The following is a 15845-nucleotide window of genomic DNA, read 5'->3' on the forward strand; positions in this document are numbered from 1 at the left end:
GCCCCGCCCCGCCCGCTGACGAAACGCCGACGCCGGGCCCCGTCCCGCCCGGTGAGCCCCCCGCCAGGCGCGTTCCGTCGCCGCCCCCGCCGCCTTCCGAACCGATCCCCCTCAAGGCCACCGGCCCGGGGGCGCGTCCGCGCGAGGTCGCCCGGAGTGCGCCCCCGCCGGCTCCGGCCGTCACGTACATCGGTGACCGGCCCCCCACCTACGAGGCCGAGCCGGCCGCGCTGCCCGCCGCCGACCCCGCCGCGCTCGACGAGCTGGTGCCCGACACCGCGCTGGAGGGTGCCCAGTACGGCTCGCTGACCCTCCGCGCCGCCTCCCAGCGCGGCGACTCCGCCCGTTACCGCGGCGACGTGCGCCGCGATGCGCTGCTCACCGCCCGCTTCGGTGCCGGCCGGCACGCGCTGATCCTGGTCGCGGTGGCCACCGGCCGGCCGGCCGTCGAGGGCGCCCATCGCGCCGCGCGCGACGCCTGCGGCTGGATCGGCAGCGCGGTCGGCCGCAGTTACACCCAACTGGCGGAGGACATCCGCGCGGACCGTCGCGGTGACCTGAAAGCCGGCCTTCAGCGGCTCACCGACCGCAGCTACGGCAAGCTGCGCGCCCGGGCCCTGGAGCGCGGCGGCCCGCCGGAGCAGTACACGGCGGCCCTGCGCTGCCTGCTGCTGCCCGCCGACCCGGACTGCCGGACGCGGGTCTTCTTCGGTGTCGGTGCGGGCGGCCTGTTCCGGCTGCGCGACGGCGCCTGGACCGACCTGGAGCCGGTCGCGACGGACCACGGCACACCCGACCCCATCCCAGCCCCCATCCCCGTCACCGACGCCCCGGCCCGCCCCGGCCCGGGTCTGCCGCACGGCCCCGGTACGGCGGAGTACCCGGCGCGCCCGGAGCCGTTCCTCTTCCACGCGGCGTTCGGCCGGCCGGGTGACGCCCTGCTGCTGTGCAGCGCCGGACTCGCCGACCCCCTGCGGCAGGAGCCGGCCTTCGCCGCCCATCTGGCCGATCGGTGGTCCACGCCCGAGCCGCCGGGCCTGGTCCCGTTCCTCGCCACCGCGCAACTGCGTGCCAAGGGCCACGCCAAGGACCGCACGGCCGTCGCGGTGTGGGAGGCGTAGCGCGGAGCGCACGCGGGGACCGGAGGAGGCGCACCCCGGAGGCGGGCCCCGGCGACCCGTGGGTTCATGGGAGGGCAGCCAGGGGACCCGTCAGCGGGCAGCCGCCCCACCCGGCGAAGGAGCGACAGAGACATGGCGAAGCAGACCGTGGCCGAGCAGTTCGTGGACATCCTGGTGCGGGCGGGGGTGCAGCGGCTCTACGGGGTCGTCGGGGACAGCCTGAACCCGGTCGTGGACGCCGTGCGCCGGACCTCGGGGATCGACTGGATCCAGGTCAGGCACGAGGAGGTCGCCGCGTTCGCGGCCGGCGCGGAGGCACAGCTCACCGGCAAGCTCGCGGCCTGTGCCGGCTCCTGCGGGCCGGGCAACCTCCACCTCATCAACGGTCTGTACGACGCCCACCGCTCGATGGCCCCGGTCCTCGCCCTCGCCTCCCACATCCCCTCCAGCGAGATCGGCACCAACTACTTCCAGGAGACCCACCCCGACCGGCTGTTCGCCGAGTGCAGCCACTACAGCGAACTGATCTCCAGCACCCGGCAGATGCCGCGGGTGCTCCAGACGGCGATCCAGCACGCCATCGGCCAGAGCGGGGTCGCGGTCGTCTCCCTGCCCGGTGACATCGCCGCCGAGCAGGCCCCCGAGCGGACGATCGAACACGCGCTGGTCACCTCCCGGCCCTCGGTACGCCCCGGCGACGCGGAGATCGACAAGCTGGCCCGGATGATCGACGAGGCCGGCAAGGTCACGCTGTTCTGCGGCAGCGGCACGGCCGGCGCGCACGCCGAGGTGATGGAGTTCGCCGAGCGGGTCAAGGCCCCGGTCGGGCACGCGCTGCGCGGCAAGGAATGGATCCAGTACGACAACCCCTACGACGTCGGGATGAGCGGTCTGCTCGGCTACGGCGCCGCCTACGAAGCCACCCACGAGTGCGATCTGCTGATCCTGCTCGGCACCGACTTCCCCTACAACGCGTTCCTGCCCGACGACGTCAAGATCGTCCAGGTCGACGTCCGGCCCGAACACCTGGGCCGCCGCACCAAGCTCGACCTCGCGGTCTGGGGGGACGTGCGCGAGACGCTGCGCTCGCTGATCCCCAGGGTGCGGGAGAAGACCAGCCGCAAGTTCCTGGACCGGATGCTGAAGAAGCACGCGGACGCCCTGGAGGGCGTGGTAAAGGCATACACCCGCAACGTGGAGAAGCACACGCCGATCCACCCGGAGTACGTCGCCTCCATCCTGGACGAGGAGGCCGCAGACGACGCGATCTTCACCGTCGACACCGGCATGTGCAACGTGTGGGCGGCCCGCTACCTCAGCCCCAACGGCCGCCGTAGGGTGATCGGTTCGTTCAGCCACGGCTCGATGGCGAACGCGCTGCCGCAGGCGATCGGCGCCCAGTTTCTTGACCGCCGACGCCAGGTCGTCTCGATGTCCGGCGACGGCGGATTCAGCATGCTGATGGGCGACTTCCTCACCCTCGTCCAGTACGACCTGCCGGTGAAGGTGGTGTTGTTCAACAACTCCTCGCTGAGCATGGTCGAGCTGGAGATGCTGGTCTCCGGTCTCCCGTCGTACGGCACCACCTACCGCAACCCCGACTTCGCCGCCATCGCCCGCGCGGCCGGCGCGCACGGCGTGCGCGTGGAGAAGCCCAAGCAGCTGCGCAGCGCACTGCGCGACGCCTTCAAGCACAAGGGCCCGGCGCTGGTCGACGTGGTCACCGACCCCAACGCCCTGTCCATCCCGCCGAAGATCAGCGCGGAGATGGTGTCCGGCTTCGCGCTGTCGGCGGGAAAGATCGTGCTGGACGGCGGCGTGGGACGGATGCTCCAGATGGCGCGGTCCAACCTGCGCAACGTCCCCCGGCGGTGAGCGCGCGGACGGCAGCGGCTCCTGCCGGCGGGCCTCCCCGCGGACGACGGGAGACCGGCGCCGCTACCCGCCGTGCCGCTGCGGCCGCAACCGTAGCGTCAGGATCTGGAACGGGCGCAGTGCGAGGGCGACGTCCGAGGTCGGTCCTTCCTCCTCGTCGTGCAGCGGGCGTTCCAGCAGGTCCGTCACGGTGACCCGTTCGACGGGGAATCCCGGGGAGAGCGTGCCCGTCGCCCGGCCGCCCCGGGACTCGTAGAGCCGGACCACCACATCGCCGCTGCGGTCCTCGGCGAGCTTGACCGACTCGACGGTGATCGCCGGCTGGTCGACGCGGATCAGCGGCGCGACGGGCGGTGCGGAGGCAGCTGTCCGCAGCGGGAGGTTCAGCGCCAGGCCCTCGGCCACCGCGTCGCCCACCTCCGCGCCCGGCAGCAGCGCATAGGTCAAACGGTGGTGTCCCTGGTCGGTCCCGGGGTCGGGGCTGTGCGGGGCCCGCAGCAGGGTCAGCCGGGCGGTGGTGCCGAGTCCCCGCGGATGCGGGGTACGGCTGACGTCGTGGCCGTAGGTCGAGTCGTTGAGGAGGGCGACGCCGTACCCGGGCTCGGCGAGGCGCAGCCAGCGGTGGGCGCAGATCTCGAAACGGGCGGCGTCCCAGCTGGTGTTGGTGTGCGTGGGGCGGTGCAGATGCCCGAACTGGATCTCCGCGGTGGACCGTTCGGCGTGGACGTCCAGCGGGAACGCGGCCTTGAGGACCTTCTCCGACTCGTGCCAGTCGATGTCGGTGGTGATGTCGAGCCGACGGGAGCCCGCGCGCAGGGTCAGCTCCTGGGTGATCCGCGACGCACCGAACGCCCTGGTCACCCGCACGGTCGCGGACAGCGGCCCGGACGGGAGCAGCTCGACGGACTCGGCGTCGGTCAGGTCGGTGTGCCGGTGGAGGTAGTGCCGGTCGAGGTCCCAGGCGTCGTACCGGGTGGGGTGGTCGGGGTGCAGCTGGAGCAGATTGCCGCGGGAGCCGGGCGCCAGGACCTCCCGCCCGGCGTGCAGATCGCGTACGGAGGCCAGCAGGCCGTCGGCGTCGATCCGGACGCGGAGCAGCCCGTTGTCGAGGGTGACGGTGCCCTCCCGCCGCTCGCTGCTCGTCCGTACCGGCGCCGGCGGCGGGGCGGAGTCCGGTGCGGGAAGCCGGACGACGGCCGAGCCCAGGGCGGGGACGTGGACGGGGACCGGGCGCCCGCCGGGCAGCTCGACGACCTCGTCCCGGTCGTAGGGCGAGGCGTTGAACACGGCTGGTGCGCCGTCGCCCGGGCCGCGACCGGCCGCGCCCAGTGCCGTGATCGCCGCCTCGGTGAGCTCGGTCAGCTCGGCCGTCACCGCCGCGTACGTCTCGCGCGCCTCCCGGTGCACCCAGGCGATGGACGAGCCCGGGAGGATGTCGTGGAACTGGTGCAGCAGCACGGTCTTCCACAGCCGGTCCAGCGCCTCGTACGGATACCGGTACGGCCCGCCGGGGCCCGACCGCACCGCCGCCGTCGCCGCCCACAACTCGGCCTCCCGCAGCAGGTGTTCGCTGCGCCGGTTGCCCTGCTTGGTCTTCGCCTGCGAGGTGTACGTCCCGCGGTGGAACTGCAGGTACAGCTCGCCCGACCAGACCGGCGCCGCCGCCCCGTACTCCTCGTGGGCGGCCTCGAAGAAGCGGGCCGGCGGCTCGATCGCGACGCGCGGGGAGCCCTCCAGGGAGCGCAGTCTGCGGGCCCGCTCCAGCATCTCGCGGGTCGGCCCGCCGCCGCCGTCGCCCCAGCCGAACGGCACCAGCGAACGGGTGGCGCGGCCCTTCTCGGCGAAGTTCCGTTCCGCGTGGGCCAGTTCGCGGGCGTGGAACTGGGCGTTGTAGGTGTCGACCGGCGGGAAGTGGGTGAAGACCCGGGTGCCGTCGATGCCCTCCCACCAGAAGGTGTGGTGCGGCATCCGGTCGGACTGGTTCCACGACAGCTTCTGGGTCAGGAACCACTTCGCACCGGCGAGCCGGGCCAGCTGCGGGAAGGCGGCGGTATAGCCGAAGGAGTCCGGCAGCCAGATCTCCTCGGTCTCCACCCCCAGCTCCTCCAGGAAGAACCGCTTGCCGTGCACGAGTTGCCGGGCCAGCGCCTCCCCGCCCGGCATGTTCGCGTCCGACTCCACCCACATCGAGCCGACCGGCGCCCAGGTGCCCTCCCGCACGGCCTCCTTGATGCGCTCCCAGATGTGCGGCTGGTGCTCCTTGACCCAGGCGTACTGCTGCGCCTGGGAGCAGGCGAACACCAACTCCGGGTATTCCTTCGCCAGTTGGGTGACATTGGCGAAGGTGCGGGAGGCTTTGCGCACCGTCTCGCGCAGCGGCCACAGCCAGGCGGAGTCGATGTGCGCGTGCCCGGTGGCCGAGACGCGGTGGGCGCCGGCGGCGGCCGGGCGGCTCAGGACGTCGGCCAGCGCGGCCCGCCCGGCCGCCGCCGTGCCGCCGACGTCGTGCAGGTCGAGCGCGTCCAGCATGTCCTCCAGTGCGCGCAGGATCTCGTGCCGGCGGGCGCGGTCGGCGGGCAGCTCGTGCATCAGTTCCGAGAGCACCTCGATGTCGAGGACGAGATGCCAGACCTCCTCGTCGAGGACGGCCAGGTCCGCCGAGGCGAAGACGTACAGCGGGCGGTCCGGCGCGGTGCGGATGTCGCCGAGGTCGGTGGGGCGGAAGTCGCGCAGCACCGCGGGGTTGGCGGCGGCCTCCAGCAGCAGCCGCACCTCCTCGCCGCCGCGCGCCGGGGCGGCGACCGGCACGTGCCGGTTGCGGGGGTGGATGCCCTTGAGGGGGACGCCGTCGGCGTCGTACACCAGGCCCTCCGCCTGGAAGCCGGGCCCGTCGCCGCTGAAGCCGGGGTCGATGACGGCCTCCACCCGCCGCCCCGCCCAGTCCTCCGGTACCTCGCCGGCCAGCCGGAACCAGCTCGTGGACCACGGCGGACCCCACGGTTCACCGGCCCGGAACGGCTCGTACGCGGCCCGCAGCGCCTCGTCGACCGGCCTCGTTCCCCCGGCTCTGTCCCCCGAGCCCTCGGCGGTGCCCGAACCGGAGGCACCCCCCTGTGCCGGGGGCTCCCCGGTGCCGGGCGCCTGCCGGACGGCGAGCCGCAGCGGCACCCGCGCCGCGTACTGCGCGGGCCGGATGAACTGCTCCAGCGCCCGCTCCAGGCGCCCTTCCACCAGCAGTCGGTCGTCGTGCACAGCGGCTCCTCACAGGGACGGGGTCGCGTCCGGGGCCCGGCCGGGGATCGTGGCCGGCTCGGATCAGACATACCCACTGGGGCCCGGCCCGTACGGCGCGCGGGGGAGCGGAAGTCGGCCGACCCGCAAGCGGAAGCATGGCGACTGATCCGATGGGCATGCTGACCGTGAGGCTGTTCGAGACCGGACGCCGAGGTTCATGGGGGCGGGGGAGAGAATGCGTCAGCCTGTGCGGCGCGAGGGACGGGAAAGACCACAGGAGACGGACGGGCCGGGCCGGGGCGGGGGGACCGCGGCGCGGGCACCGGGCGTGCTGGAGCGCCGGGTGCGTCAAGCGGATCTACGGGCGGTCGGCGAGGTGCGCCGGGAGCTGCGGCAGTTATTGAGCCGCTGGTCGGCACCGGTCGACGGCGAACTCGCCGAGGTCGCGACCCTGCTGACCAGCGAACTGGTGACCAACGCCCTGGTGCACGCGGAGGGCGGTGCGATGGTCACGGCCCGGGTCGGCGACCGGCTGCGGGTGGAGGTGCGGGACTGTGACGGCGGGCGTCCGGAGGTGCAGGCGCCGACGACGGACGGGACCTCCGGGCGGGGGCTGATGCTGGTGCGTGCGCTGGCCGACGCCTGGGGCATACGCACCGACGGGTTCGGCAAGTGCGTGTGGTTCGAGCTGGGCGGCGGACCGGCCTGACCGGAAGCGGGGGGTGTGGGCCGGCGCGGTCCGCCACCTGTCAGCCGATGTGCCGTTCGATCTCGGCGAGTTTCTCCTCCAGGGAGTCCAGACGGGGCAGCGTCTGGGTGTCGTCCTCGGCGGTGAGATCCACGGTCCGCCGGGGGGCGGCCGAGACGTCGAAGGGGTCGGTCTCAGCGCCCGATACGGCCTTGAGGGCCGGGCGGGAGCGCACGGGCAGGTCTCCGGGAAGCAGTGGCACGGACTCGCCGGCTATGGCGGGGTCCGGACCGGCCACCTCCCCCGGGCCGGCCGCCGCCGGGCTCATCGCCAGCTGCCGGCCGCCACCGCGGCCGAGACCCCAGGAACGGTGCTGCCGGTTGAGGGCCTTGATGCGGGCCCGGTCGAGCTTGCCCTGCTCCCGCCTGCGCAGCCGGTTCTGCTCGTGCTCACGCCGGTCCTCACGGACCTCCTCGACCGCTTCGTCCAGCGTCCGTACGCCCTCCAGCAGCATCAGCGACCAGGCCGCGAAGGTCTCACGGGGGGCGCGCAGCCAGCGCACGATCCGGATCTGCGGCAGCGGACGGGGCACCAGGCCCTGTTCGCGCAGCGCCGCCCGGCGGGTCTGCTTCAGCGCCCGGTCGAAGAGGACCGCGGCGGAGAGCGACATACCGGCGAAGAACTGCGGGGCGCCCGCGTGGTCCAGGCCGCGCGGTGCGTGCACCCAGTTGAACCACGCCGCGGCGCCCGCGAACGTCCACACCAGCATCCGCGAGCCGAGCGCGGCGTCGCCGTGGCTGGCCTCCCGTACGGCCAGTACGGAGCAGAACATCGCCGCGCCGTCGAGGCCGAAGGGCACCAGGTACTCCCAGCCCCCGGAGAGGCCGAGGTTCTGCACGCCGAAGCCGACCAGCCCGTGGAAGGACAGTGCGGCGGCGACCGCGGCACAGCAGAAGAGCAACAGATAGGAGGCGGAGGCGAAGACCGCCTCCTTGCGGCGCCGGCGCTCCTCGCTGCGCTCCCAGGAGTCCTCGCCGCCGGCCTTCGCGGCGGCGCGTCTGCCGCGCACCACCAGCGCCGCGGCAACCGTCACGGCGCCGAGCGACAGCACGCCGGGAACGAGCCAGTCCAGCGATATGTCCGTCGTTCTCATGGTGGGGATCCCTTGCCTTGGATACGCGATTTCGCGCGACATCCTGGCGGAATCCACCCCCGGCCCAGGGGGTTTCGAGGGAAGAGAACGCCAAGGAGGTCCAGGGCACGGCAGTTGGCGCGTGTCGTCTCGAACTCCCTTGCAAAGGGCGGGGGTTGAGTTCGAATACGACGACTCGAACGGGTGGTGTGCGGGTCAGCTGGTTGCGGTGAGGCGGCTGATGCGATCCGCGTCGCAGGTGCGCGGGCAGGTGACGCAGGTGTCCTCGGGGCGCAGCGTGTAGAACATGCAGCAGCTGGCGCGGTCGCGGGTCGGCAGCGCCTCGCCGCGCGGACCGGTCAGGGTCCGGAACGCGGCGCTGCCCACGTACGGCGCGGTGGCGCCCGGCAGCAGCCGCTCCAGCTCGGCCACCGCGCGCGGCTCCTCGCCCAGCAGATGGCCCAGGTACCAGAGGCCCTCGACGATCTCGTCGGTCGCCATGCCCCACAGTGCCCGCGGGCCGCGCCGCATCCGGGTGCGGAACCCGTCCAGCACCGGCCGGAGGTGCTCGGCCACCGCGGACCGCACCTCCGCGCGCAGCGCCTCCTCGTCCGCCACGACCCGGGCGCCGGGCAGCCCCGCGGCCGGATCGTCCGGCAGGCACCCGAACGCGTCGATACGCACCGCCATCCGGCCCAGCTCGCGCTGGAAGGAGACGTTCCCGACGGGCAGGTACGGGACCCGGCGGTGCAGGAACCACGGGATGGTGATCAGCAGGCACGCGGGCCAGGCGTAGCGGTGCAGGGCGAAGCTGGCCGTCACATCGGGCCGGGCGCGCTGCCCGTAGTCCCGCAGGATCTGTGCGTCGTCCCAGGCGAGGAAGGCGTCGAGCGCCTCGCCGCCGGCCGCGAGTCCGGCGGCCGTCACCCAACCGTCGCCCACCGGCGGCGCCTCGCCCCAGGTGGCCACCTGCAGACCGGGGAACACCGCGGAGAGCCGGGCGTAGGCATCGGCGACGGGGTGGGCGACGGGCGGGGCGGCGAGGGCAGAAGTCATGCGGGAGACCACCGAATCGCGATCGTTAGCAGGTAAGCCTTACCTTATCCGAAGACTCTACCCGCGCCCGCCGAGAGCCAGTCCTGACCGCCCGCGGGCCGTCCTGGACCGGCGCCCGGATTTGAACTGTGGCCGAGGCCGCCTATGGTGCTGGGAACGTCAGAAGGGACCGCCATGGAGCAGGGCACCGCGGAACAGCAGCCGCGCACCCGGGCCTGGGTGCCCGCGCAGGCCGGCCCCGCCGTGCCCCGCCGGCACTCCGTCCGCGGCCAGGTGCTGACCGCGCTGCGCCACGCCCTGATCGGCGGCGAGCTGCTCCCCGGCGAGGTCTACTCCGCCCCCGCGCTCGCCGAGCGCTACGGCGTGTCCGCGACCCCGGTCCGCGAGGCCATGCAGCAGCTGGCGGGCGAGGGCGCCGTCGAGGTCGTACCCAACCGCGGCTTCCGGGTCGCCGAGCGCGGTGCCCGCGACCTCGCCGAGCTGGCCGAGGTCCGCACCATGCTGGAGGTGCCCGCCCTCATCCGGCTGGCCCGGGCGCTGCCCCCGGAGCGCTGGGAGGAGCTGCGCCCGCTCGCCGCCGAGGGCGTCGAGGCCGCCGCCCGCGGAGACCGGGCCGGCTACGCCGAAGCCGACCACGGTTTCCACCGGGCGGTGATGTCGCTCACCGGGAACCGCCGGCTCACCGAGGTCACCGGCGATCTGCTGCGCCGGGTCCACTGGTCGGCGGCCGGCGGCTCCCGGCTGCGTACGGCCGAGCTGCTGGCCGACGCCTCCGAGCACACGGCGCTGCTCGACGCCCTGATCGCCCAGGAGTACGCGGTGGCCGAGCGGATCGCCCGCGAGCACGTCTCCGTGGCGCGCCACCCGCACTGACGCGCTCAGCCCGGCAGCAGGCCCACCAAGGGGAATGCCGCGACATCGGCGGCGGGCCGGGAGACGTACAGATCGGCGTGGTAGAAGCCGTCGGACTCCTTCCCGGTGACGGACAGACCGCGCCCGGCCAGTGCCTCCAGGGCCGCCCGCCGCTCGGCGCCGTCCACGAACCGCCGTTGGCGGAACGTACGGGTGGTGAGCTTCTCCGTGACCAGACCGGCCCGGGCCAGCAGCGCGGAGATCGGCCGGTAGGGCACCTCACGCAGCACGAACGCGGCGACCCAGGGCGGGGTGGACATCCCCTCGACGAGCCGGCCGAAGGTCCGTGCGGTGATGTAGCCGACGCCGCCGGTGACGGTGATCAGATCGGTGTCCGCCAGCGTGCGGCGCAACGCCGGACTCGGCTCTTCGAGCTCCAGGTTCTCCGAGAAGCCGCCGTCGAGCAGACCGACCGACCGCGCGTAGTCGACCGCCTGCCCGGCCGCGTCGAGGCCGGTCACCCGGAAGGCTTCGGCGCGCCGCCGGGTGGCGAAGAACGTGCGGTCGTCGGTGCGGAGTTGATCAGGTGTCGGGGTGTCGGGGCGGGGGTCGGTGTAGCGGGCGTAGAGGTCGGTGAGGGACAGCCGATGGTTGAGCAGTGCCGCGTTCACCCCGTATGAGCAGCACAGATCGACGACGTTCAGGGGGCGGTGGGCACCGCGGTGCCGTTGCAGGGTCTCGGCCACGGCGCGGAAGACCGCCTGGCCGTGGTGCGGAATCTGGTACTCCAGGGGTTGCAGGGTGGTGAAGTACCGACGGGGATCAGGGCAGTTGTAGATCGCCTCGAAATCTGCCTTGCCCCAGTCGGTCGTCGTGGTCGTCCTGGTCACTGCTGCTGCCATGGATCGCCTCCTGACAGGCTGTGCGAATGGGAGGGCCCAGCCGGTTCCGGACCAGCATCGTGTCCCCACCGCCGCGTCACAGTGCGACTTGCGGCCATTCTCGGGGCCTGTGGGGCGTCGGGAGGTGCAAGGGGGGTGCACCTACCCCAGGGCCTTGGCTCATGGTCCCACCTCCCCGTTCGCCCGGCGCGTCGAAGCCCGGGGGAGGCGGCAACCGTCGTGCCCCGGCCGATCCGCCGCGAGGACCGTCGTTATCCGGCCATTCGCCGCCTCGCCCCGCATGGCCGACGACGGGGGGTTGACAGCACGGGAGGAGCGGGCCATGGCAAGGCGTACGGAAGACGGCCGGCCCGCCGCGGCGTGCGGCGGGCCGGCCGTTCCGGTACGCCGGCACCCCGGCGGGCGGCGCGCCCTACGTCGCCGCCGGAGCCGCGGAGAGATGGTCGGCGAGCCAGGTGGGGACGCCACCCATGAGGCGGAAGAGGCGTGCGGCCTCGGCGCGCAGCCGGTCCGCGTCGCCCTCCGGCGCCGCGTCCGCCAGCGCCGCGAGGGCGGGCGCCGTACCGATGAGGAAGCCCAGCTCCTCGCGGATCCGCAGCGACTCCGCGAAACCGTGCCTGGCCTCGGTCAACTCGCCGTCGCGCAGGGCGAGTCCGGCCAGATGGCGCCAGGTGAAGGACAGCAGCAGGGCGTCGCCCTGCGCGGTGGCGCCGGCGTGTGCGCGGCGGTAGGCGGCGCGGGCCGCGTCCGGGCTGTCGGCGACGTGCTCGGCCATCAGCCCGCGCCGGAAGTCCAGCAGCGGACGGCCGGCGGCCGCCGGGGCCAGCAGTGCGGCGGCCCGGCCCAGCGCGGAGCGCGCCTCGTCCGCCCGGTCCCGTACGCCCAGGACTGTCGCGGCGTACGCCAGGTGGCCGCGCTCGCAGGCCGCGCCGCCCCGCTCGTCGTCGTCCCCGGCCAGCGCCTCGGCGTTGCGCAGCGCGTCCTCGGCCTCGGCCCAGCCGGTGGCGGTGAACATGCAGCGCTCCACCAGGAGGGCGGCGCGGCGCAGTGCCGCGGACGCGTGCCCCACGGAGTGCGGTTCGAGGAGCGCGGCCGCGTCGTCCCAACAACCGCGGGAGCGCAGGCGCCACACGGCGCGGTCGAGGGGATCGTCCCCCTCGAACCCTCTGACTGGCGGTACTTCCGGTACTTCCGGTGCGGATGCCGGTCCTGGTACCGGAACCGGTACCGGGGCCGTGGACCTCAACTGGTCCGTGAAATCGACGGGATCCGCAGAACTGACTGAATCCGCGGAATCTGCGGATCCTGGCATGGCGGTATCCGCCACGTTGCCCTCCCCGAGCGCGCCATCGAGCTGGAAAATGGAAGCCGTGGGCGAATCTCAGCACGAATTCCGTCGCCGGGCCAAGGGGGTGGGTGAATGATTTCACAATCACCGGGAGGGCGGCCCGGGCGGCTCCAACGGCCCTGAACGGCCGCGTCGCGGCGCATCGCCGCCGGTTCCGTCACACGGACCGGTCAGGCGATGCCGCCCGATCGAGTTACCCCGAATGGCCTAACGCCCGGGGTCCGTTCGCCGTCCGCGGTCAGCTCATCCGCAGCGCGAGGAAGAAGTCGAGCTTGTCCTCCAGGCGGGACAGGTCGCGGCCGGTGAGCTGCTCGATCCGGCCCACCCGGTAGCGGAGCGTGTTGACGTGCAGGTGGAGGCGGGTGGCGCAGCGCGTCCAGGAGCCGTCGCAGTCCAGGAACGCCTCCAGCGTGGGGATCAGCTCGGCGCGGTGCCGGCGGTCGTAGTCGCGCAGCGGGTCCAGCAGGCGGGCGGTGAACGCGCGGCGGACGTCGTCCGGGACGAAGGGCAGCAGCAGCACGTGCGAGGCCAGCTCCTCGTGCCCGGCGGCGCACACCCGGCCCGGGCGGGCCGCGGCGACCCGGCGGGCGTGCCGGGCCTCCTCCAGGGCGCCGCGCAGTCCCTCCGCCGAGTGCACCGAGGCGCTCACGCCGACCGTCAGCCGGCCGTCGTCCGCCAGCCCGCGGCCGAGCGGCTCCCGGACGAGGGGCAGCAGCTCCTCGGCGTGCAGCCCGGTCGCGGAGGAGTCGCCGGACTCGTCCGGGACCGGCAGCGGCACCAGTGCCACCGCCTCGTCACCCGTGTGGGCCACCGCGATCCGGTCGGAGGGCTCGGGGCCGGAGGTGCCCGGGTCGACCAGCATCTCCTCCAGCAGGCTCTGGGCCACCGGCCCGCCCGGCACGTCGCCGCCCTCCCACTCGACCCTGGCCACCACGATCTGCCAGTGCGGGGCGGTGCCCAGGCCCGGCAGCAGCACCGGTGCCGCCACCCGCAGCCGGGCCGCGATCTCGGCGGGCGGCGCACCGGTCTGGACGAGCTCCAGGACCTCCTGGGCGAGGCGCCGGCGGACCGTACGGGCGGCGTCCCGCCGGTCGCGCTCCACGGCGATCAGCTGGGTGACGCCGTGCAGCAGGTCCAGGCGCTCCTCGGGCCAGTCGCCGGCGTCCGCCTCGACGGCCAGCAGCCAGTCGCTCAGCACCGTCTGTCGCAGGTCACGGCCCTCGTAGCGGATCGGGAAGAGCGAGTACGTGGAGCCCGCGAGGGTGACCCGGTGCGGGCCGCGGCGGCCGGTGCGGGCCGCGGCCAGGTGCTCGCCGGCGAGCCGGGCGGCCAGCTCACCGGACAGCTCGGGACCGGAGTCCGCGAGCGTGGACCCGGCGATCTGCCGGCCGGTGGGGGAGAGCACCCAGGCCCGCAGGTCCAGGTCGGAGCCCAGCAGGTCCAGGACCACCTCGGGGCCGCCGCCGGCGGGTCCGGACGTCATCAGGCGGCGGTGGCGGTCCACCACGGCGGCCAGATCGCCGGCCCGCTCGCTGGAGACCTGCCGTACGACGTGCTCGGTGATCGAGGCGAAGGAGACCGCCTCCTCGACCGCGAACAGCGGCAGCCGGTGCCGCAGGCACGCCTGCACCAGGTCGTCCGGGATGGCGCCGAGCTCGGCCTCGCCGGCCGCCAGCCCGGCGACGTTGGCCGCCGCCAGGATGCGCACGAACCGCTCGGAGTCCGCCGGCTCGCGGCGCCAGGCCAGGCCGGTCAGCACCAGCTCGCCCCCCGAGAGGTAGCGGCTGGGATCGCGCAGGTCCGTGGTCATCACGCCGCGTACCGTGCGGTCCAGCTCGTCCTCGCCGCCGAGCAGCCGAAGGCCCAGGGTTCGGGTGTCCAGGAGTGCGCGGAGCCGCATGACCTCGCCCGCCGTTCTTTGCTGTCTGGTGTTGCCGGTGGAATGCCGCGAGGTTTCAGAGCCTCGTCTTTCGTTCGAATCTACAAGACAGGTGGCTTGGCCAGCCAACCGCTTCATGGTTTCGGTGACTGCACCGGGTGGGTCCCCGAAGCGTTCACTAAGGCCAACCGCGTTAACAAGACATGAACAGCTCCATGGCGATGAGGGCCCGGCGCCCTCACCCTGAGCAACGGATGACCCGATTTCGCAGAAGAGGCCAACCATGGACTTCCTTCGCCCCGCCAGCTGGGAGGAGGCGCTCGCCGCTAAGGCCGAGCACCCCACCGCTGTGCCCATCGCGGGCGGCACGGACGTGATGGTCGAGATCAACTTCGACCACCGCCGTCCCGAGTACCTGCTCGACCTGAACCGCATCGGTGACCTGAGCGAGTGGGAGGTCGGAGAGAAGACCGTACGGCTGGGCGCCTCGGTTCCCTACACCAAGATCATGGAGAATCTGCGGGCCGAACTCCCGGGCCTGGCGCTGGCGTCGCACACCGTCGCCTCCCCGCAGATCCGCAACCGCGGCGGCGTCGGCGGCAACCTCGGCACCGCCTCCCCGGCCGGCGACGCGCACCCCGCGCTGCTCGCCTCGGGCTGCGAGGTCGAGGTCGAGTCGGTCCGCGGCCGCCGGATGATCCCGATCGACGAGTTCTACGTCGGCGTCAAGCGCAACGCCATGCAGCCCGACGAGCTGATCCGTTCGGTGCATCTGCCGAAGGCCGACGGCCCGCAGCAGTTCTCCAAGGTCGGCACCCGCAACGCCATGGTCATCGCGGTCTGCGCGTTCGGCATCGCGCTGCACCCCGAGACCCGCATGGTGCGCACCGGCATCGGCTCCGCCGCCCCCACCCCCGTCCGCGCCAAGGAGGCCGAGGACTTCCTCGCCGCCGCGCTGGACGAGGGCGGCTTCTGGGAGTCCGGCGCCCCCATCCCGCCGTCCGTCGCCAAGCAGTTCGCGCAGCTCGCCTCCGGAGCCTGCAACCCGATCGACGATGTGCGCGGCAGCGCCAAGTACCGCCGGCACGCCGTCGGCATCATGGCGCGCCGCACCCTCGGCTGGACCTGGGAGTCCTACCGCGGCAACGAGAGGAGCGCACAGTGCGCGTGACATTCACCGTCAACGGCCGCCAGCAGGAGGCCGACGACGTCTGGGAAGGCGAGAGCCTGCTGTACGTCCTCCGCGAGCGGATGGGCCTGCCGGGTTCGAAGAACGCCTGTGAGCAGGGCGAGTGCGGCTCCTGCACGGTCCGCCTGGACGGGGTGCCGGTGTGTTCCTGCCTGGTCGCCGCCGGCCAGGTCGAGGGCCGCGAGGTCACCACCGTTGAGGGCCTGGCCGACTTCGCCAGGCAGCGCGCCGAGCACGGCGGCTGCGGCACCGGCGCGTGCGGCACCTCGCTCCAGGACGCCCAGCAGTGGGAGGCCAAGCCGCAGGACTCGCAGACCGGCGAGGGTGCTGAACTCTCCCCGATCCAGCAGGCGTTCATCGACGCCGGCGCCGTCCAGTGCGGCTTCTGCACCCCGGGCCTGCTCGTCGCGGCCGACGAGATGCTGGAGCGCAACCCGCAGCCGACCGACGCGGACATCCGCGAGGCGCTGTCCGGAAACCTCTGCCGCTGCACCGGCTACGAGAAGATCCTCGACGCGGTCCGGCTGGCCGCGGCCCGTCAGGATCGAGTCCAGGAAGGCGCGGTCTGA

12 protein-coding genes are annotated in these 15845 nt (G+C 73.5%); 6 read left to right on the forward strand and 6 right to left on the reverse strand.

All coding sequences use genetic code 11. The features are described 5' to 3' along the window. Positions 1-1121, forward strand: a 1121-nt coding sequence (locus OO62_RS32415) for a protein phosphatase 2C domain-containing protein (RefSeq protein WP_033271257.1), incomplete at its 5' end; no start/stop codon positions are given. A gap of 132 nt (positions 1122-1253) precedes the next feature. Then, entirely contained in the window at positions 1254-2996 is a 1743-nt protein-coding gene (locus tag OO62_RS32420; RefSeq protein WP_033271258.1) for a pyruvate dehydrogenase, read from the forward strand. 63 nt (positions 2997-3059) lie between these two features. Here OO62_RS32420 and OO62_RS32425 read toward each other — a convergent pair whose 3' ends face one another. After that, on the reverse strand, positions 3060-6248 hold the full coding sequence (locus OO62_RS32425) for an alpha-mannosidase (RefSeq protein WP_033271259.1): 3189 nt from the start codon (positions 6246-6248) through the stop codon (positions 3060-3062). Positions 6249-6573: 325 nt separating this feature from the next. Between OO62_RS32425 and OO62_RS32430 the strand changes: the two genes are divergently transcribed. Next, complete coding sequence (locus tag OO62_RS32430; RefSeq protein WP_310717948.1) at positions 6574-6939, forward strand: ATP-binding protein; 366 nt, start codon at positions 6574-6576, stop codon at positions 6937-6939. A gap of 40 nt (positions 6940-6979) precedes the next feature. Here OO62_RS32430 and OO62_RS32435 read toward each other — a convergent pair whose 3' ends face one another. Together OO62_RS32435 and OO62_RS32440 are read right to left on the reverse strand one after the other, a co-directional pair. Then, complete coding sequence (locus tag OO62_RS32435) at positions 6980-8071, reverse strand: DUF2637 domain-containing protein (protein ID WP_033271260.1); 1092 nt, start codon at positions 8069-8071, stop codon at positions 6980-6982. Positions 8072-8266: 195 nt separating this feature from the next. After that, on the reverse strand, positions 8267-9106 hold the full coding sequence (locus OO62_RS32440) for a (2Fe-2S)-binding protein (RefSeq protein WP_033271287.1): 840 nt from the start codon (positions 9104-9106) through the stop codon (positions 8267-8269). Positions 9107-9280: 174 nt separating this feature from the next. On the opposite strand from OO62_RS32440, the gene OO62_RS32445 reads away from it, so the two are divergent. Continuing rightward, complete coding sequence (locus OO62_RS32445; RefSeq protein WP_033271261.1) at positions 9281-9979, forward strand: GntR family transcriptional regulator; 699 nt, start codon at positions 9281-9283, stop codon at positions 9977-9979. A gap of 5 nt (positions 9980-9984) precedes the next feature. On the opposite strand, the gene OO62_RS32450 is transcribed toward OO62_RS32445, so the two are convergent. The 3 genes from OO62_RS32450 to OO62_RS32460 form a co-directional block, all read right to left on the reverse strand. Beyond that, entirely contained in the window at positions 9985-10860 is an 876-nt protein-coding gene (locus OO62_RS32450; protein WP_033271262.1) for a hypothetical protein, read from the reverse strand. Between the two features lie 412 nt (positions 10861-11272). Further along, positions 11273-12187 carry a hypothetical protein gene (locus OO62_RS32455; protein ID WP_228332564.1) on the reverse strand — a complete coding sequence of 305 codons (915 nt, stop codon included), beginning with the start codon at positions 12185-12187 and terminating at the stop codon, positions 11273-11275. A 259-nt stretch (positions 12188-12446) separates the two neighbouring features. Beyond that, positions 12447-14108 (reverse strand): PucR family transcriptional regulator, encoded by a 1662-nt coding sequence (locus OO62_RS32460; RefSeq protein ID WP_033271264.1) that lies wholly within the window; start codon positions 14106-14108, stop codon positions 12447-12449. Positions 14109-14370: 262 nt separating this feature from the next. Between OO62_RS32460 and OO62_RS32465 the strand changes: the two genes are divergently transcribed. Both OO62_RS32465 and OO62_RS32470 read left to right on the forward strand, forming a co-directional pair. Next, positions 14371-15258: an FAD binding domain-containing protein gene (locus OO62_RS32465; RefSeq protein ID WP_033271265.1), complete on the forward strand. Its 888-nt coding sequence runs from the start codon at positions 14371-14373 to the stop codon at positions 15256-15258. Next, positions 15249-15845, forward strand: a complete 597-nt coding sequence (locus OO62_RS32470; RefSeq protein WP_033271266.1) for a (2Fe-2S)-binding protein — start codon at positions 15249-15251, stop codon at positions 15843-15845. The genes OO62_RS32465 and OO62_RS32470 overlap by 10 nt, the downstream gene beginning before the upstream one ends.

Origin of the sequence: Streptomyces lydicus (assembly GCF_000717345.1) — a bacterium.
Classification (GTDB): domain Bacteria; phylum Actinomycetota; class Actinomycetes; order Streptomycetales; family Streptomycetaceae; genus Streptomyces; species Streptomyces lydicus.